General features: G+C 15.2%; 24 protein-coding genes. 8 read left to right on the forward strand and 16 right to left on the reverse strand.

The window, feature by feature from the left end:
- Positions 1 to 3 precede the first annotated feature (3 nt).
- Together NARSGI1_RS00290 and NARSGI1_RS00295 are read right to left on the reverse strand one after the other, a co-directional pair.
- A complete protein-coding gene (locus tag NARSGI1_RS00290) occupies positions 4 to 552 on the reverse strand; it encodes a shikimate kinase (protein ID WP_130616835.1) in 549 nt (182 codons plus the stop codon).
- Positions 553 to 637: 85 nt separating this feature from the next.
- Complete coding sequence (locus NARSGI1_RS00295; RefSeq protein ID WP_130616836.1) at positions 638 to 1,336, reverse strand: RluA family pseudouridine synthase; 699 nt, start codon at positions 1,334 to 1,336, stop codon at positions 638 to 640.
- Positions 1,337 to 1,397: 61 nt separating this feature from the next.
- Here NARSGI1_RS00295 and bamD point away from each other — a divergent pair, with 61 nt between their 5' ends.
- Positions 1,398 to 2,132: an outer membrane protein assembly factor BamD gene (bamD, locus tag NARSGI1_RS00300; RefSeq protein ID WP_130616837.1), complete on the forward strand. Its 735-nt coding sequence runs from the start codon at positions 1,398 to 1,400 to the stop codon at positions 2,130 to 2,132.
- An 8-nt stretch (positions 2,133 to 2,140) separates the two neighbouring features.
- On the opposite strand, the gene tyrA is transcribed toward bamD, so the two are convergent.
- From tyrA to NARSGI1_RS00345, 9 genes are all read right to left on the reverse strand, one after another.
- On the reverse strand, positions 2,141 to 3,295 hold the full coding sequence (gene tyrA, locus NARSGI1_RS00305) for a bifunctional chorismate mutase/prephenate dehydrogenase (protein ID WP_130616838.1): 1,155 nt from the start codon (positions 3,293 to 3,295) through the stop codon (positions 2,141 to 2,143).
- On the reverse strand, positions 3,252 to 4,325 hold the full coding sequence (locus NARSGI1_RS00310; protein ID WP_130616839.1) for a 3-deoxy-7-phosphoheptulonate synthase: 1,074 nt from the start codon (positions 4,323 to 4,325) through the stop codon (positions 3,252 to 3,254). Before NARSGI1_RS00310 ends, tyrA begins: the two co-directional genes overlap by 44 nt.
- 91 nt (positions 4,326 to 4,416) lie before the next feature.
- Entirely contained in the window at positions 4,417 to 4,755 is a 339-nt protein-coding gene (locus NARSGI1_RS00315; RefSeq protein WP_130616840.1) for a 50S ribosomal protein L19, read from the reverse strand.
- Positions 4,742 to 5,503 carry a tRNA (guanosine(37)-N1)-methyltransferase TrmD gene (gene trmD, locus NARSGI1_RS00320; protein ID WP_130616841.1) on the reverse strand — a complete coding sequence of 254 codons (762 nt, stop codon included), beginning with the start codon at positions 5,501 to 5,503 and terminating at the stop codon, positions 4,742 to 4,744. The genes NARSGI1_RS00315 and trmD overlap by 14 nt, the downstream gene beginning before the upstream one ends.
- A 1-nt stretch (position 5,504) precedes the next feature.
- Positions 5,505 to 5,996: a ribosome maturation factor RimM gene (gene rimM, locus NARSGI1_RS00325; RefSeq protein ID WP_130616842.1), complete on the reverse strand. Its 492-nt coding sequence runs from the start codon at positions 5,994 to 5,996 to the stop codon at positions 5,505 to 5,507.
- Positions 5,980 to 6,234, reverse strand: coding sequence for a 30S ribosomal protein S16 (rpsP, locus tag NARSGI1_RS00330; protein WP_130616843.1), 255 nt, complete (start codon positions 6,232 to 6,234; stop codon positions 5,980 to 5,982). The genes rimM and rpsP overlap by 17 nt, the downstream gene beginning before the upstream one ends.
- Complete coding sequence (gene murB / locus NARSGI1_RS00335) at positions 6,227 to 7,258, reverse strand: UDP-N-acetylmuramate dehydrogenase (RefSeq protein ID WP_130616844.1); 1,032 nt, start codon at positions 7,256 to 7,258, stop codon at positions 6,227 to 6,229. Before murB ends, rpsP begins: the two co-directional genes overlap by 8 nt.
- Before the next feature lies 1 nt (position 7,259).
- Positions 7,260 to 9,137, reverse strand: a complete 1,878-nt coding sequence (mnmG, locus tag NARSGI1_RS00340) for a tRNA uridine-5-carboxymethylaminomethyl(34) synthesis enzyme MnmG (protein WP_130616845.1) — start codon at positions 9,135 to 9,137, stop codon at positions 7,260 to 7,262.
- The gene (locus tag NARSGI1_RS00345) at positions 9,137 to 10,054 is read right to left on the reverse strand and encodes a murein transglycosylase domain-containing protein (protein WP_130616846.1); all 918 of its coding nucleotides are present in this window, start codon (positions 10,052 to 10,054) and stop codon (positions 9,137 to 9,139) included. The genes mnmG and NARSGI1_RS00345 overlap by 1 nt, the downstream gene beginning before the upstream one ends.
- A 74-nt stretch (positions 10,055 to 10,128) precedes the next feature.
- Between NARSGI1_RS00345 and NARSGI1_RS00350 the strand changes: the two genes are divergently transcribed.
- A complete protein-coding gene (locus NARSGI1_RS00350) occupies positions 10,129 to 10,317 on the forward strand; it encodes a hypothetical protein (RefSeq protein WP_130616847.1) in 189 nt (62 codons plus the stop codon).
- A 23-nt stretch (positions 10,318 to 10,340) separates the two neighbouring features.
- Positions 10,341 to 10,769 carry a class I SAM-dependent methyltransferase gene (locus NARSGI1_RS00355; RefSeq protein WP_232513723.1) on the forward strand — a complete coding sequence of 143 codons (429 nt, stop codon included), beginning with the start codon at positions 10,341 to 10,343 and terminating at the stop codon, positions 10,767 to 10,769.
- Positions 10,770 to 10,778: 9 nt separating this feature from the next.
- Here the strand turns inward: NARSGI1_RS00355 and NARSGI1_RS00360 are convergent, their stop codons facing one another.
- The 5 genes from NARSGI1_RS00360 to NARSGI1_RS00380 are packed head-to-tail and all read right to left on the reverse strand — an operon-like array spanning position 10,779 to position 16,002.
- Positions 10,779 to 12,845 carry a glycine--tRNA ligase subunit beta gene (locus NARSGI1_RS00360; protein ID WP_130616849.1) on the reverse strand — a complete coding sequence of 689 codons (2,067 nt, stop codon included), beginning with the start codon at positions 12,843 to 12,845 and terminating at the stop codon, positions 10,779 to 10,781.
- A 4-nt stretch (positions 12,846 to 12,849) separates the two neighbouring features.
- The gene (locus NARSGI1_RS00365) at positions 12,850 to 13,731 is read right to left on the reverse strand and encodes a glycine--tRNA ligase subunit alpha (RefSeq protein ID WP_130616850.1); all 882 of its coding nucleotides are present in this window, start codon (positions 13,729 to 13,731) and stop codon (positions 12,850 to 12,852) included.
- A gap of 3 nt (positions 13,732 to 13,734) precedes the next feature.
- Entirely contained in the window at positions 13,735 to 14,997 is a 1,263-nt protein-coding gene (locus NARSGI1_RS00370) for a peptidoglycan DD-metalloendopeptidase family protein (protein WP_130616851.1), read from the reverse strand.
- 38 nt (positions 14,998 to 15,035) lie between these two features.
- Positions 15,036 to 15,512: a crossover junction endodeoxyribonuclease RuvC gene (gene ruvC / locus NARSGI1_RS00375; protein ID WP_130616852.1), complete on the reverse strand. Its 477-nt coding sequence runs from the start codon at positions 15,510 to 15,512 to the stop codon at positions 15,036 to 15,038.
- Complete coding sequence (locus NARSGI1_RS00380; RefSeq protein ID WP_130616853.1) at positions 15,478 to 16,002, reverse strand: metal-dependent hydrolase; 525 nt, start codon at positions 16,000 to 16,002, stop codon at positions 15,478 to 15,480. Before NARSGI1_RS00380 ends, ruvC begins: the two co-directional genes overlap by 35 nt.
- A gap of 98 nt (positions 16,003 to 16,100) precedes the next feature.
- Between NARSGI1_RS00380 and thrS the strand changes: the two genes are divergently transcribed.
- The 5 genes from thrS to pheS are packed head-to-tail and all read left to right on the forward strand — an operon-like array spanning position 16,101 to position 19,407.
- Complete coding sequence (gene thrS, locus NARSGI1_RS00385) at positions 16,101 to 17,318, forward strand: threonine--tRNA ligase (protein ID WP_130616854.1); 1,218 nt, start codon at positions 16,101 to 16,103, stop codon at positions 17,316 to 17,318.
- Between the two features lie 7 nt (positions 17,319 to 17,325).
- Positions 17,326 to 17,841: a translation initiation factor IF-3 gene (infC, locus tag NARSGI1_RS00390; protein ID WP_130616855.1), complete on the forward strand. Its 516-nt coding sequence runs from the start codon at positions 17,326 to 17,328 to the stop codon at positions 17,839 to 17,841.
- Between the two features lie 11 nt (positions 17,842 to 17,852).
- The gene (gene rpmI / locus NARSGI1_RS00395) at positions 17,853 to 18,056 is read left to right on the forward strand and encodes a 50S ribosomal protein L35 (RefSeq protein ID WP_130616856.1); all 204 of its coding nucleotides are present in this window, start codon (positions 17,853 to 17,855) and stop codon (positions 18,054 to 18,056) included.
- On the forward strand, positions 18,056 to 18,403 hold the full coding sequence (rplT, locus tag NARSGI1_RS00400; protein WP_130616857.1) for a 50S ribosomal protein L20: 348 nt from the start codon (positions 18,056 to 18,058) through the stop codon (positions 18,401 to 18,403). The genes rpmI and rplT overlap by 1 nt, the downstream gene beginning before the upstream one ends.
- The gene (gene pheS / locus NARSGI1_RS00405; protein ID WP_130616858.1) at positions 18,403 to 19,407 is read left to right on the forward strand and encodes a phenylalanine--tRNA ligase subunit alpha; all 1,005 of its coding nucleotides are present in this window, start codon (positions 18,403 to 18,405) and stop codon (positions 19,405 to 19,407) included. Before rplT ends, pheS begins: the two co-directional genes overlap by 1 nt.
- The last annotated feature ends 18 nt before the right edge of the window (positions 19,408 to 19,425 follow it).

Genomic DNA, 19,425 nt, shown 5'->3' on the forward strand with positions numbered 1-19,425 from the left:
AATTTAACTAAATTTTTTAATAAAAAAATTAAATTCTTTTAAAGAAATTAATATTTTTTCTATAATAATATTAATATCAAATTCATTAGTATCAACAATAATATTAGATATTTTATTATATAAATTATTTCTTATTTTATTTTTTTCATATAAAATATTATAATTATTTAATTTATTATTTGATAATATTGGTCTATCTTTATTATTTTTTATTCTTAATAATTGATTTTCAATACTAACTTTTAAATAAATTATAATACCATTATTTACTAATAAATTTATATTCTTATCAGAATCTATAACTCCTCCTCCTGTAGATAATACTATATTATTTTTTATAACAATTTCTTCTAATATTTTTTCTTCTTCTTTTCTAAAAAAGAATTCCCCGTTATATTTAAATATACTATTAATATCCATATCTAATTTTTTTTTAATTTCTTCATCTGAATCTATAAAATTAAAATTTAATTTACATGATAAAAGTTTTCCTATAGTACTTTTTCCAGAAGCCATTGCTCCTATAATAAATATGTTATTTTTTAATATCATTTTATATATATAATATTTATTTTATATTAATATAAATAATACCATGTATTATTATTTTATCAATAAATTTATATATTCATATAATTTATTTTTTTAATATTTTTATTAAATCCATCATATCTTTGGGAATTTCACTATAAAAATGCATAAATTTATTACTTACAGGATGTTGTATAATTAATTTTGATGAATGTAAAGCTTGTCTATTAAAATTTATATTTCTTTTTTTTATGAAATTCATTGATTTATCAAATATAGAAATATTCTTACCATATTTAAAGTCACCTATTATAGGATGATTTATATATGACATATGAACTCTTATTTGATGAGTTCTGCCGGTATATAATATAACTTTTAACAAAGTAAAAATATTAAATTTATCTATTATTCTATAATGTGTAATTGAATATTTTCCGTTATTAGATACTTTCATTTTCATTTTATTTTTAAAATCTCTTTTTATATAACTATTTATATTTCCTCCGGAAATTAGCAAACCTGATACTAATGTTATATATTCTTTTATATTTTTTTTTTTTAAAAATGAATTTATTAAAAATTTATAAGACATATTTGTTTTAGCAACTACTAATAATCCTGTAGTATTTTTATCTAATCTATGTATTATTCCATTTCTTTCAACATTAACAATATTAGGATAATATTCATTTAATAAATCAACTAATGTTTTATTTTTTTTATATAATATATTATTTACTATTAAATTATTTTGTTTATTAATAATAATAATATATTTATCTTCATAAATTATATTTAACATTTAAAAAAAAAATAGTAAAATTAATAATATTATATTTATAACATAAATTAAAAAAAAAATAATGAAAAATATACTATTAATAACTATTTATATAATGTTAAATTTAAATTCATGTATATCTAGTCAAAATTATAATAATAAAATTAAAACAGATATATTTAATAATTTAATAAATGAAAATTATAAATTAGTTATAAAAGATTTAAAAAGAACATGTAATTTATGTATACCATATAAAGATTTAATAGAAACAAAAATAGAATTAGCGTTTTCATATTATAAAGTAAATAAATTAGAAAAATCAATATTAATAATAAATAAATTATTAAAATATAAAGAACTTAAAAATTATGATTATTTATTATATATGAAAGGATTAATAAATATATTGTTACATTCTAAAAATAAAAAAAGTATATTTACATTTGAAGAAAATAGAGATAATTCTAAATTAAAAATAGCATTTAATAGTTTTAAAGAATTAATAGAAAACTATCCTAATAGCGTATATTACAATTCATCAATAAAAAAATTAAATTATATAAAAGATAAAATTGCATTAAATGAAATATTAAAAATAAAATATTTTTTAGATAATAGATATTATTTATCATCTTTAAATAGATCTATAGAATTTATTAAAAATTTTCAAGATACAAGTTTAGTATATTACGCTGTAATATATGCAAGACATTCATGTGAAAAATTAAGCTTAAATGAAATTTTAAAAAATTTTAATAAAATTTTAGATTCAAATATAGATAATTTTATAAAATTAAAATTAATAAAAAAATAATAATAAATTTACTTTAATATTATTGAATTCTTTATAATATTACTAGATTTATTTATATATTTTTTATCTATATTTAGATTAATCCATTTTTTTATTTCATTAAAAATTTCATCAATTTTATTATTTTTTATATATAATTTTATTAAATTTATATTGTCTAAAAATGAATTTATTATATTATTATCATTTTTTTTACTATAATTTATTATTTCTATATATATTTTAGAATCTTGATTGAAAAAATATATAAATAAATTTAAAAATATATAATTAAATGAAGGAGAAATATTTATCATTTCATTTATATTAATATTATTTCTAATTAAAAATAAACCATATGATAAAAATATAAAATATCTTAAATATTGTATATATAACATATATTTATCATGTTCAATACTATCTATAGTATGTAATATTAAACCCCATAATTTAAATTGATCTAATATCCATTTATATGAATCAGATAATCTTCCATTACAACAAATCATAATTTGATTTGAAAAATTATCTATATTATTACTAAACATAGGATGTAATCCTAAAACCGGACCTTCATGAATATTTAATATACTTTTTATAGTAAAATGTTTTATAGAAGATATATCTACTATTATTATATTTTTACTTAAATTTAAATTATTTAATTTATCTATTATAGATATAAATTTTGATATAGGGACACTTATTATAATAACATTCGAATTTATAATAAATTCTAAATTAATATCCCAATTTGATGAATTTATAGATTTAACAATATATCCTGATTTTATAAATTTATCTTTAAATAAAATTCCCATATTACCATCTCCACCTATTATAGTAATATTTATTTTAGAATTAGTATTATATATTATTTTATCATATGTATTATTTTCTAAAATATAAGATTCAAAAAATACTCTATTTAAAATATCTTCTATAAAATTTTTAGATATATTAGTATTATCATTTATTATTTTATTTAATATAAAAGATTCTCTATCTTTATCAAAAGATAATAAACCTAATTTACTTTTTATATCTGATATATTTTTTACTAAATTAAATCTTTCTGAAAATAAATAAAATATTTCTTTATCTATTATATCTATTTTTTTTCTTATTTTATCTAAACTATTTTTCATTTTGTCTATTATTACAAATATTTTTATATTCATAATATATTTTATATATTAAATCTTCTGTATCTTTCCAATTAATACATGAATCTGTTATAGATACACCATATTTAATATTTTTGTTTTTATCATATAAATCAAAACTTTGATTTCCTTCATTTAAATTGCTTTCTATCATTAAACCTATAATATACTTATTGTTTTTTAATTGTTTAATTATATTATTTACAACATTTATTTGATTTTTATAATTCTTATTAGAATTATCATGACTACAATCTATAAGTATAGATTTATTTAATTTATTTTTATCTAAAATTTTAATATATTCATCTATATTTTCATAAAAATAATTAGGACCATTTTTTCCCCCTCTTAAAATTATATGAGAATTTAAATTTCCTAATGTTTTTACATAAGATAATTTTCCATATTCATTAATATATATAAAATTATGTGAATTTTTAGATGAAATTATTGAATTAACACAAGAATCTATACTACCATCTGTACTATTTTTAAAACCAACTGGAATATTTAATCCGGATATTATTTCTCTATGTATTTGAGATTCTGAAGTTCTAGCTCCTATAGATACCCAACTTAATAAATCTCCAAAATATCTTATAAATATAGGATTTAAAATTTCAGATGCTACAGGGATTGATATATTAAATAAATCTAATAAAATTTCTCTAAAAGTATAAATTCCTTTTTCAATATCATTTGATCCATTTATATCAGGATCATATATTATACCTTTCCAACCTACTGTTGTTCTTGGTTTTTCATAATATGCTCTAATAACTAAATATAAATAATCATTTACTTTTAAAGATAAATTTTTAAAATTATTTGCATATTCTATAAGAGATTCTCTATTGTTTACAGAACAAGGACCGCATATAATTAATAATCTATTATCTAATTTATTTATTATATTAGATATAATATTACGATATTCTAATATATTAATATTAATATTTTTATAGATATTAAATTTATTTTTTAATAAATTTGGGGATATAAAATCTTTTTCTTTTAAGAAATTAAAACAATTTGTATTCATATTTAAAATATAAAATTATAAAAGGATATATTTACTAGTAAATATATTTTACTAGTAAATATATTTTACTAGTAAATTTAATAAATGTAAACTATATTTTTATATATTTATTATTTTTTCTTATAAAGAATAACTTAGATTTTCTAACTTTGTTATATTTAATTATACTTATATTTTTTATTGTAGGAGAATAAATAAAAAAAGTTTTTTCTACTCCTTCACTATTAGAAAACATTTTTCTTACAGTTATTGATGTAGATATACCTTTTCTACTAATAGATATAACTATTCCAAAAAAAATTTGAATATTTTTATTTATAATATTAATATTTTCTATTTTTACTGTACATCCTGATTTTATTTTATTTATAATATTTATATCTTTTATTTGACTATTTTCAATATTTTTTATTATACTATTTTTTGACATTTTTATTATCTTTTAATAATTCATCTTTAAATTCTTCTAGCAATTTTATTTCATTTTTATCTAATTTGCTTTTATTTATTAATTCAGGTCTATTTAACCACATTTTTCCTAATGATTGTTTTAATCTCCATTTATTTATTTCATAATGATTTCCAGATAATAAAACTTTAGGAACTTCTATATTATTAAATATTCTAGGTCTAGTATAATTTGGAAAATCAAAAATTTTTTTATAAAATGAATCATTTTTATATGAACTTTCAGAATTTAAAACTCCAGGTATTAATCTTATTATAGAGTCCATAATTAAAATAGAAGGTATTTCTCCTCCACTTAAAATATAATCTCCTATAGAAATTTCATAATTAACTTCATTTAATATTATTCTTTCATCTATACCTTTATACCTTCCGCATATAAATATTATATTTTTATTAGATTTTGAAAAGTATTTAATAATATTATTATTAATTTTAATTCCTTGAGGAGTTAAATATATAACTTTTGAAGTTTTGCCTATTTTTTTTTTTGCTGCGTCTATAGTTTTTTTTAATGGAACAGGTTTAATTATCATTCCATATCCTCCTCCATAAGGTTTATCATCTACTCTTTTATTATCAGAATATTTTTTTAAATCAAATATATATATATTTACTATGTTATTTTTTATAGCTTTTCTTATTATTCCAATTTTCTTAACTATAGAAAATATTTCTGGAAACATAGTAATTACAGCAAATTTAATCATTTTAACATATTTTATTTAAAATTATATTTTTTTTTTCTAAATTAATTTCTCTTATAAATATATTAAATATTAAAGGTATATATATTTCTTTATTATTTTTTTTTATTATTAATATATAATAATATTTTATTTCTATAAAATCATATACATTTCCTAAAAAATAATTTTCAAAAAAAACAGAAAAATTTAATATATCTTTTAAATATATAAAATCATTATCTTTATATAAGATATTTATATATATATATAAATTTGTTATTTTTGATGATTTTTCTTTACTATCTACAGTATTTAATTTAACTAAAAAGTTATCTTTATAACTTTTCCATTTCTCAACTATATATGTAGTTTTTATTTTATTTAATATAATTATCCATTTATATTTAAATATATCAATTTTATTATCCATATAAGAATATACTTTATTGTATCCTATAACACCATAAGATGATCCTATTTTGCCAACTAATAAATTATTAAATACTTCTTTCATACATTTTTATTAAATTAGGAATTCTTTTTGATAAAGAAGCTCCTTTTTTTTTCCAAAAATATATTCTATCTATATTTATATATAATTTATTTTTAATATTATTAGTATTTATACTAGGATTAAAAAATCCTATTTTTTCTATATATTTTCCATTTCTGGGTTTTTTTGATGATATAACAACTATTCTATAAGAAGACAATTTTTTTCTTCCATATCTAGATAATCTTATTCTAACCATATAATTTTTTTATAAAATTATTTTTTAATAAAAGAACTTCATTTTCTAATTTTATATTAAATTTTCTTTTTACTACTTTTTTTATTATTCTTATAAAGAATAATATATCGTTCCCATTTGTATTTTCTCCTAAATTTACTATAACTAAAGAATTTTTATTATATATGTATAAATTTTTATAAAAAAAACTCTTTAAATTACATTTATCAATTAACCATCCTGAGTAAATTTTAAATTTATTATTACTTATTTTAAAATTTGGTATTAATTTATATTTATTTTTTAAATTTATAAAATTTTTATTTTTTAATATGCAATTTTTAAAAAAACTTCCACAATTACTAATAATATTAAAATTAGGTATATTATTTGCCCTTATATTATTTATTATTTTGTATATTTTTTTAGAATTTAAATTATATTTTTTTAAACAAAAAATTTTTTTGTGATTTAATATAGGACTCCAGTTTTTTTTTAAATTTAAACCTATTGATAGTATTATATAATCTTTATATTTATTAGTTTTAAATATACTATATCTGTAATTAAATGAACATTCATTATTATTTATTTTTTTTTTATTAAAATTATATATATTAATAATATAAACATAACTAATTATATCACTTATTTCAACTCCATATGCTCCTATATTATTTATAACCGCTGATCCAACTCTTCCAGGTATCATAGATAAATTTTCTAATCCATATATATTTTTTTTAATAGTAATATTAACAATTTTGGACCATGATTCTCCAGAATGTATATGTAAATGCCAATATTTTTTATAATTGTATATATTTATTCCATAAATTCTATTTAAAACTATAAATCCACAGAAGTTTTCTAAAAATATAGTATTACTAATATCACCAACAAAAATTATAGGAATTTTTTTATTTATTGATATATAAATATATCTTTTTATATCATTTAAATTATTAGCTATAGCTAAATATTTACATTTTATATTTATTCCAAATGAATTTATTTTATTTATACTACTATTTTTTTTTATCATATTATTTATTAATACTTTTTTTTATCCATACTATAATAGTAAGTATTGATGAATAATTTATACCTGGAATTTTATATATATCACTTAAAGTTTTAGGATTAAATTTATTAAGATTTTCTTTTATTTCATTTGATAAATTTTTTATTAAACTAAAATTTATATTACTAGGTATTTTAATTTTTTCATAAGATTTAATTTTTTTTATTTCAATGTATTGTCTATCTATATAATTTTTATATTTAGAATCTATTTCAATTATTTTATATATATTAAAATTATCATTAATTAATAAAGGTTTTACTTCTGAAATATATTCTAATGTATTAGAATTAATATTATTAAAACGTAAAATATCGTAGCAATTTATACTTTTATTTAATTTAATTAATTTATCTAAATTATTTTTTTTTAAACAATTATTATTTATATATATTTTTTTTAATCTATTTTTTTCTTTGTTTATTATTTTTTTTTTATTTTTAAAAAAATCCCATCTTAATTTATTAACAACTCCTAATTTATATCCTATTTCAGTTAGTCTAAAATCAGCATTATCTTCTCTTAACATTAATCTATATTCAGATCTAGATGTAAACATTCTATATGGCTCTATTATCCCTTTATTACATAAATCATCAACCATAACTCCAATATATGATTCATATCTATTAGGAATCCATTGATCTAATTTTTTAGATAATCTTCCAGCATTTATGCCGGCTAATAAACCTTGAGCTGCAGCTTCTTCATATCCAGTAGTTCCATTTATTTGACCTGCAAAAAATAAATTAGATATAATTTTACTTTCTAAAGTTAATTTTAGATCTTTAGGATCAAAAAAATCATATTCAACAGCATATCCAGGTCTAGTTATACATGAATTTTCTAATCCTTTTATAGATTTTATAAATTCAATTTGTATATCAAATGGAAGGCTAGTAGATATACCGTTAGGGTATATTTCTTTACTGGATAAACCTTCTGGTTCTAAAAATATTTGATGTGAATCTTTATCTTTAAATTTTATTATTTTATCTTCTATTGATGGGCAATATCTAGGTCCTTTACCTTTTATTATTTCATTATAAACTGGACTTTTGTTAATATTATTAAATATAATTTCATGAGTATTCATATTAGTTCTAGTTATAAAACATGAAATTTGTTTTAATTCATTTTTTGTTTTTATAAAAGAAAATTTAGGTATAGGATAATCGCTTTTTTGCTCTTCTAAATCAGAAAAATCTATTGATCTTGCATCTATTCTTGGTGGAGTTCCTGTTTTAAATCTTTTAGTATTAAATGATAATTTATTTTGTATATTTAATGATAGTGATTTAGAAGATATATCACCTATTCTTCCGCCTTCTGATTTATTATTTATTCCTATATATATATTACTATTTAAAAAAGTCCCCATAGTTAATATTACTGTTTTAGAAAATATTTCTATATTTAATTCAGTTTTAACTCCTATAACTTTATATTTATTAATTAATAAATCATTAACTTTTTGCTGAAGTATAGTTAAATTTTTATATTTCCATATTTTATGTTTTATTATTTTCTGATATAATAATTTATCTATTTGTGCTCTAGTTGATCTAACTGACATTCCTTTGCTTGTATTTAATGTTTTAAATTGTATACCAGATTCATCTGAAGTTATACCCATTAACCCATCTAATGAATCTATTTCCTTAACTAAATGACCTTTACCTATACCTCCTATTGAAGGATTACATGACATTTGAGCTATTGTATCTATATTAGATGTAATTAACATTACTTCACAACCTAATCTAGATGCAGCTGAAGCTGCTTCAATTCCAGAATGACCTGCACCAACGACTAATACATCAAAATTATTTTTAAACATTAATTTTCATTATAATATTTATTAACTTTTTTTAAATATTCTCTTATTTCTTTAATAGGATGATGTTTAACTATACTTTTATATACTAAATTTGAACTCATATTATTTATAGTATATACAAAATTATTACTATCACCTAAAAATATATTTATTATACTATTTATTCCTCCATTATATGAAGCTATTGTTATATATCTTAGTGATTCAGAATTTTCTATTTTTGAAAAATACTTATTTTGAATTATAGATATATAAGCTATACCAATTTCTATATTATGTTCTGGATTAAATAATTCTTCTTTTTTAAATCTTATTAAATTTTTATAAATATTAAAAACATCTTTAGCTGATTTATTATATAATATTTGCATTAAACCTATAGCTCCAGATTTACTTACAGCAAATGAGTTAAAATTAGATTCTGCTTTTATAATAGATAATACTAGTTTTTTATCTATGTTATATTTACTAGAATTTATATCTATTAATTTATTATAATTATTATATAAATCTTTATAATAAAGATCTAAAAAATTTAAACTAACAAAATACATATATTTATTATTATATGTTTTTTTTATATTAAAATATCTATTAACTATATATTTAGCTAAAATTTCATAATTTGATATGTTTTTATTAACTATATCAATAAAAAATAAATTATTTTTTAATAAAATTTTTACTATTTCTTTTTCTAAAAAAAATTTTGGATTATCATTATGTAATGTTTCTACAATTAAAATTTTTAAATTAAAATCTATATAACTTCTTATTTTTAAACTTTCAGAATAGTTAATATTATTAATTTTATAATTATTCCAGTATTTTTTATTTACACTATAAATATCTTTACATAAAGATATATTTATATTAATAAAAAAAATTAATAATAATATAATTATATTAAACGACATATTTATTTTTATAAAATAAAATTAATAATTAATATTTTATTACATAAATATATAAATTAAAATAATAAAAATATATGATAAAAAAATATTATAGAAATAAATTAACTGAAAATAAAAAAAAAATTTTATATATTAATAAAAAGTATATTATAAATCATAATAATAAATATATATATTTAAATAACTTATTTGATAATAATAATGAAATAATAATAGAAATAGGATTTGGTAATGGAATTTTTTTGTTAAAAATGCAGAATTAAATAAAAATATAAATTTTATAGGAATTGATTTTTATGAACCTGGATTAGCATATTGTTTAGATTTAATAAATAAAAAAAAAATAGATAATATAAAAATTATAAATTATGATATTAATGAAATAATTAAAAAATTAGCACCAAAAAATTTTATATATAAAATAATAATTTTGTTCCCTGATCCTTGGGAAAAAAAAAAGCATAATAAAAGAAGAATTATAAATAATGAATTTTTATTAAATTCATATTATTTATTAAAGAAAAATACTATACTAAATATAGTAACAGATTCTGAAATATATAAAAATTTTATATTAAATATAATTATAGATAGTAAATTATTCATATTAAAAAATGAATTTATATATAAAAATAGTAAATATTTTACTAAATTTGAAAATAAGGCTGTAAAATCAAGTAAAATGATATGGGATATGAAATTTTATAAAAAATAAAAATTTTTATTAAAGTTTATTTATTAATAATGATATATCAAATATATAATCTAATATATTTTTAGATTTATATAATAATAAAACTCTATTTTCTAAAAATTTAGTATTTTTAAATATTTTTACCATATTTAAAAATTTTATTATATTAATAGAAAATTTATATATATCATTTATTATATAATCAAATTTATTGTAAATATAATAATATTTATATTTTTCTAAATTATTTATATTAATAAATAATTTATTTTCTAATTTACTATTAATTAGTTTTTTTTTAATGTTTAAATTTATTTTTATTAAAGATTTATTATTTAACTTTATTAAGTTAGTTATTCTTTTATATGCACTTATTAATATATATATTTTTTTATTTATAAAAAATTTATTTATACTTTTTACTAAATTTTTATATAATAAAATATAATTTAAATTTTTATTATTAATTATTGATTTTATAATTAATTTATTATATCCTGCATTAATTATATATAATTCAAATCTAGATAATATTAAATCTCTTATTTTATAAAAAATTAATTTATCTATTATTTTATTATATTTATTATAAATAAATATTGATTTATTTATTAATTCCTCTAATGAAATTAATATTTTTTTATTTATTATTATACTTATAATATTATCTACTTTATTTTTAATTAATAAAAAATCTTTATTTCCTTTAGGAATATATATATTATTATTATATATACTTACTATAGTACTAAGTTCATCAGATATATATACTATACAAGATTCTAATCTTATTTCATCTATAATAAATTTATTATTCCTTATTAAGAAAATATCATTTAAATAATGAGATAAATTTTTATATTTATCTTTTTTTTCTAAATATATTTTACCTATCAAACAAGATAATTTAGGAAAAAAATATCCTAATTCTGTAACTAAGTCACATTTAAAAAGTAAAGATATTTTTTTTATATTATAAATATTTGAATTGCAGAATTTTGATATATATAAAGATAATTTTTCTATTATTTTAATTTTAGTTAATAAATTTTCTTTTTTTATAAATGATATATTTTTTAAATAATACAAATATTCAATTAAATTTTTTTTTAAATCTTTATTAATTAATGTATTAATATTATTTATATAGGATTCTATATTATTTTTTATTTTATTTTTTAAAATATTAATATTTATAGATTTTGTATTAGATATATATATAATATATGGTAATAAATTATCTTTTTTATATATATCATATATAATAAAACATCTAAATTTTTCTTCTAATATATATTTTATTATATCTATAGAAATATTATAAAAATTTATTTTTATTAATACTATTATAGGATATTCTGTAGATGATGTTATTATATCTAATAAATTATTATTAAAATTTATATATCCATTAATATTTAATATTTTTTTTTTTATATTTCTTAATAAAAATTTCTTTCTATTATCATAATTAGATATTACTTTATTTTTATAAAGTAATTTTGAATAATTATCTATATCATTTATAATAATTTTTTTTTTATTAAAAAAATTATTACCATATGTTATATTTGTAGTTTTTATATCAAAAAAATTTAAATTTAATACTTTATTATTCAATATTAATACTATATTTCTTATAGGTCTTATAAATTTAAATTTATTAAATTTATTCCAATTCATTTTTTCATTAATATTTATATTAATTAATGAATTATATAATATTAATTTTATTTTATTATTTAATAATATTTTTTCTTCAATAAAAGAAAATAAATAAGATCCATTTTTATCTATTAAAATTTTTATATTATTTAAATTATTTATATTATTTTTTTTTATCCAATTATTTATTATATTATTATTATATATTAAATTTGTATTAGGTCCTTTTTTTTCTAAAAATATATTATTATGTTTTATATTTATTATTTTAAATCCTATTCTATTAATAGTTTCAAATATTTCTATATTTGAATATATTAAATTATTTTTTATAAAATTATTATTTATATTTTCTAATAAAATTTTAGATATATTTTTTAAATATTTAGAAGGTATATATTCAACACCTAATTCTATTAATAAATTATTCATAAATTTAAAAATTTATATTATTAACATATTTATTAGCTAACTTTTTAGATAATTTTTGTATTTCTAAAATATAAAATTCTTTTTCAAAAAAAGAAAAAATTTTTTTAGAATCTAATATATTAAAATTATGTATTGATTTTAATATAGCTTCATAAGTTGGAATTATTAATGGTGAATTTATTAATAAATATTCAGCTTCATTTTTATATTCTATAAATCTATTAAATATTAAATTAATATTAGAATATTTATAATTATATAAAGAATATTCTATTTCATTATAATAAAAAATATCTTTATATTTTATACATTTTCCAGATTTATTTATATCCCATATCAACTCATATATATTATTTAAATTTTGTATGAACATTAATATTCTTTCTAATCCATATGTTATTTCTATAATTGGTTTACAATTTATTCCTCCTACTTGTTGAAAATAAGTAAATTGAGTTATTTCTACTGTATCTAATTGAACTTCCCATCCTATACCCCATGATGATAATGTTGTATTTTCCCAATTATCTTCTATAAATTTTATATCATGTATCTTTAAATTAATTCCTATATATTTAAGTGATTTTATATATAATTCCTGTATATTATTAGGTATTGGTCTTATTATTACTTGAAATTGAAAATGACTATATAATCTATCAAAATTTATATTATTTTTTATTGAATCACATGGCCTTCTTGATTTCTGTATATATATAAAAGAAATTGGTATGTCTTTTAAACTCCATAAAAATGTCATAGGATGCGATGTCCCAGCTCCAACTTCTATATCATATGACTCTATTCTTATAGAATTTACATTTTTAATCCAAAAACTTTTTAATTTATCCAAAATATTTTGAAAAGAATTTTTATTATTAATCATAATTTAATCTATATAACTATTTATTTTATTAAAAAATTTTATAAATTCTATTTTTTTATTTCCATATAATTTATGTAATTTATTTAATTTTTTTACATTTAATGGATTAATAGCTTTTTTTTTGTCCCAAATTTCAAAATGTAAATGAGGTCCAGTTGTTCTTCCAGAATTACCAGATATAGCTATTAAATCTCCTTTTTTTATTATTTGTCCTGTTTTTACTAAAGATTTATTTAAATGCATATATTTAGTTATATAATTATTATTATGATCTATAACAATAAAATTTCCAGCATTTTTATCATAAGAAACTTTTTTAATTATCCCATCACATATAGAAAAAATTGATGTACCTATAGGTACTTTAATATCTATGCCATTATGAGGAGATATCCTATTTGTTATAGGATTTAATCTTTTATTGCTAAAATTTGAAGTTATATTTATTTTTCCAATAATAGGAAAAATAAATTTATTATAATTTACACTATTAGCATTTTGATCATAAAATTTATTATCATTTTTCAATTTTAATGCATAATATTTTTTATTATTTGTATATACTTTTATTCCTATTAATTTATTATTAGATTTATTTAAATTATATATATTATTATAATTTAGTATTATTATACTAATTTTATCTCCAGTTTTTAATTTATTTATATTTGTAATTTTATTTAATATTGATTTTATAGTTTTTATATAATTATCATTTAATATATTTTTTTTTATATTATTTATAAAAAAATTTATGTTAAATAAACTACTTATAATTATTAATTTTTTATTTTTTAGATTTATTACTTTTATTTCAATAAAATTATTATTTATACATTCAAATATTATTTTTTCTTTATTTGATACATTCCATATTATTTTACTTATATTTTTATTCTTTAATATAAAAAAATATAATGATTGATTGTATTTAATTTTATTTAACTTAGGAAATTGATTAATTAAATTTTTAATGCTGTTGGTTTTAATATTATTTATAAATAAAAAATCATATAAAGATATATTTAAACTATTATTATATTTAATAAAATATATATTATCTTTATTATCTTTATTTTTTATATAAAGTAATTTATCTATTTTTTTAGCATTTAAAATATTTAAAATATTTTCTACATTTGTATTTTTATTATCAATATATTTTTTATTTAAAATTGAATTATTTAATAAAAATATAATTAAAATTTTTATTATATATTTAAAAAATAATATTATATTCGATTTATCACTAATCAGCTGTCGCACAAAATTATACCTTTATTATTTGTAAAATTATTTATAAATTAACAATTTTTATTTATAAAACAATGAGTTATAGCTATAGCTAAAGCATCTGATTCATCTTTGTTTATGTAAAATGGTAAATTTAATATTTTTTTTACACTAATTTGTATTTCATTTTTTTTAGCATTATTTATTCCTGTAATTATTTTTTTAGTTTTATTTGAATTATATTCAAAAACAGGAATATTATAATTTGATGATGCTATAATAGCAGCGCTTTTAGCATAACTTAATTTAATAATAGAATTAAAATTTTTACCTACAAATATTTGTTCTATAACTAAATAATTAGGTTTAAATTCAACTATTATAGAACTAATTTTAATGTATATATTTTTTATTACTTTAAATAAATTACTTTCATTTTTAAGACTTATAGATCCATTATCTATATGAAATAAATTATTTTTATATTTTTTTATTATCCCATAACCTGTAATTTTATATCCAGGATCTATTCCTAATATAATAGACATTTAATTTTAAAATTAAAAATATTAATAATAAATATAATAACATTATTATAATATATTTTATAATTTTAATAAAATAATATATTGATATTTTAAATTTAAAATTTAATGGCCATAATATTTCCACCCCCATAGGTGTAAATAAGTCTAATATTATATGTGTAATATATCCTATTATCATTCCATAATATAATGAATTAGATGTAAAATATAAATTTACTATTTTTTTAAAATAATAATTTAATATTATTAATATTAATAAACTATGAGTAAATTTTCTATGACCTATTTTTTTATTTATTAACTTTGATATAAATTTAATTTTACTTCCTATAAATGAATTTGGATGATCTATATCAGGTAATGAAAAAGTTAAAATGCCTCCTATATATAAATATACCCATTCTTCTTTTGATAAATATTTAAAAAATCCATAATTTTTTATAAAAAAAATACTAGATATTAAAAATATTAAATGTTCATTAAAATTCATTTTATTAAGGGTTTAATATTTTGATATTTAAAATGTAAAATTTTTAGTTTATTATTAATAATAAATTTATTTTAATATAAATACTATTTATTTTTAAAATGAAAAAAAATAAAATTAATAATAATTTAAGTCATCAAATTATAAATAAAAAAATTAATTTATATTATATAAATAAAGATTCTCCAGGAATGATATTTTGGGATGAAAATGGATTATATATATTTGAAGAATTAAAAAAATTAATAAGAGAAAAGTTATTATTATATTCATATAATGAAGTAAAAACTCCTGTTTTAATAAATAAAAAATTATGGATTAAATCAGAACATTATAATTTTTTTAATAAAAATATGTTTTCTATATATAAAGAAAATAGAGAATTTTGTATAAAACCTATGAATTGCCCAGGTCATATATATTTATTTAAAAATAAATTAAGATCATATAGTGATTTACCATTAAGAATTTCAGAATTTGGAAATTGTTTTAGAATTGAACCATCTGGATCTTTATATGGATTAATGAGAACAAATTCTTTTGTACAAGACGATGCTCATATATTTTGTTTAGAAAATCAAATATATGACGAAATATATAATTGTATATCTATTATTAATAATGTTTATAGTATATTTAATTTTAATAAAATTAATATAAAATTTTCAACTAGACCAAAATTTAAAATAGGAGATGATATTTTATGGGATAAGTCAGAAAATTTAATATTAAATATATTAAATAATAATAAAATTAAATTTGATATTAATGTAGGTGAGGGTTCATTTTATGGACCGAAAATAGAATTTATATTATTTGATTATATTAATAGACCATGGCAATGCGGAACAATCCAATTGGATTTATTTTTATCTAATAAATTAAATGCTTATTATATAGATAAAGATAATAATAAAAAAAATCCTATAATAATACATAGAGCAATATTAGGGTCAATAGAAAGATTTATAGGTATAATAACAGAACATTTTCAAGGAAAATATCCAGTTTGGATATCTCCAATACAAATTGTTATAATAAATATAAATGATAATAATAACAAATATATATTTAATTTATATAATAAATTATTAGATTTAAAAATAAGAGTTAAAATAGATTTAAGGAATAAAAATATAAAATATAAAATAAGAGAAAATATAATATTAAATATACCTTATATAATTGTTATTGGAGATAAAGAAATAAAAAATAATATTTTATCTATAAGAGAAAGAGATAAAGATTACATTTATACTATAAATTATGAAGAATTTTTAATTAAAATAAAAAATGAAATAAAAAATAGAGTTTTATAATATAAAAATGAAAATAAAAAATAATTATAATAAAAACAATTTGGATAATATATATAATAAAAAAATAAGACTAATTTATGAGGATGAAAAATCTGAAATTATATATTATAAAGATGCTTTAGATAAAGCTAATGAATTAAGTTTAGATTTAATTTTAATAAATTCTAATTCTATACCTACAATATATAAAATTATGGATTATGGTAAATATATATATGAAAAAAAAAAGAAAATAAAAAATAATAAGATAAAAAAAATAAATGTAAAAGAAATAAAAATAAAAATAAATATATATGAAAGAGATTATCAAATAAAATTAAAAAAAATACTAGATTTTTTAAAAAAAAAAAATAAAGTTAAAATTACCTTAAAATTCAAAGGTAGAGAAATAATACATAAAGATATAGGAATAGATATATTAAAAAGAATATGTAATGATTCTAAAGATTTATCTAATATAGAAAATTTTCCTAAAAAAATAGAAAGTAAATATATATCATTATTTTTAATACCAAAAAAATAAATTTAAAATTAATGAAAAAAAATAAAATAAAAACATTATGCAGTGCTAAAAAAAGATTTAAGAAAATAAAATATAAAAAATTTAAACATAAAAGCTCTAATATAAGACATATTTTAACAAAAAAATCTTCAAAAAATAAAAGAAAATTGAGAAAACATTCTATTGTTTCTAAAAATGATGTTAATTTAGTAGATAAATGCTTACCATATAAATAATGACACGTGTAAAATCATCTGTTGTATCTCATTTAAAAAAAAAAAAAATATTAAAACAAGCTAAAGGATATTATGGATCTAGATCTAGATCACATAGAATAGCTAATCAATCTATAATAAAATCTGGACAATATTCATATATACATAGACGTCATAAAAAAAGAAATATGAGAAAATTATGGATAATGAGAATAAATGCAGCTTCAAGAGAACATAATTTAACTTATAGCAAATTAATTTTCAAATTAAAAATTAATTCAATAATAATAAATAGGAAAATGTTATCAAATATTATATTAAATAATAATGAATATTTTTTAAATTTAATTAAAATTATAAATAATTAATGAAATTAGAAAAAAAAATATATGAATTAAATAATATATTAGATAAAATTAAGTTTGATTTTTATAAAAAAAAAATTTCAAATTATGAAGAATTTAAAATATTTAAATCTAAATATATAGGTAAAAATGGATATTTATATAAATATATGAGCAGTAATATATCAGATTTATCTGAAAATGATAAATCTGAAGTAGGGAAAATATTTAATTTGGTAAAAAAAAATATAAATATTTTTTTTAATGAAAAAAAAATATTAATAAAAAATAAAAAATTATATAAAGAAAATATTGATTTTTTATTTCCTAGTATAAAAAACAAAATAGGAAATTTACATCCTATAAATATAGTTATAAATGATATAAAATTTTATTTTAAAAATTTAGGATATAACATTTATATTGGAAATGAAATAGAAGATTATTTACACAATTTTGATTATTTAAATATACCTAAAGATCATCCATCTAGAAATAAAAGTGATACATTTTGGATAAATAATTTTAAATTATTAAGAACCCATACATCTAGTATACAAATAAGATATTCATATATAAATAATAAAATCCCAATAAATATATTATCATATGGAAAAGTTTATAGAAAAGATAAAGATAAAACTCATTCTCCTATGTTTCATCAAATTGAAGGATTTAGTATAGATAAAAATATAAATTTAATAAATATGAAAACAATATTGACTAATTTTATAAACTATTTTTTTAAAAAAAAAATGAAAATTAGATATAGAATATCATATTTTCCTTTTACTGAACCTTCAATAGAAATAGATATTTTTTTTAATAGAAAATGGGTAGAAATATTAGGATGTGGAATAATTCATACTAATGTTTTAGATAAAATGAAAATAAATAGTAATAAATATTCTGGATTTGCATTTGGTATGGGAGTAGAAAGATTATTAATGATTAAATATAAGATAAATAATTTAAAAACTTTATTCGAAAATGATTTAAATTTTTTAAGTCAATTTTCTTTTATATAAGAATTTAAAATCTAATAT

This window comes from endosymbiont of Sipalinus gigas (genome assembly GCF_004296475.1).
In the GTDB taxonomy this organism is placed as follows: domain Bacteria; phylum Pseudomonadota; class Gammaproteobacteria; order Enterobacterales; family Enterobacteriaceae; genus Nardonella.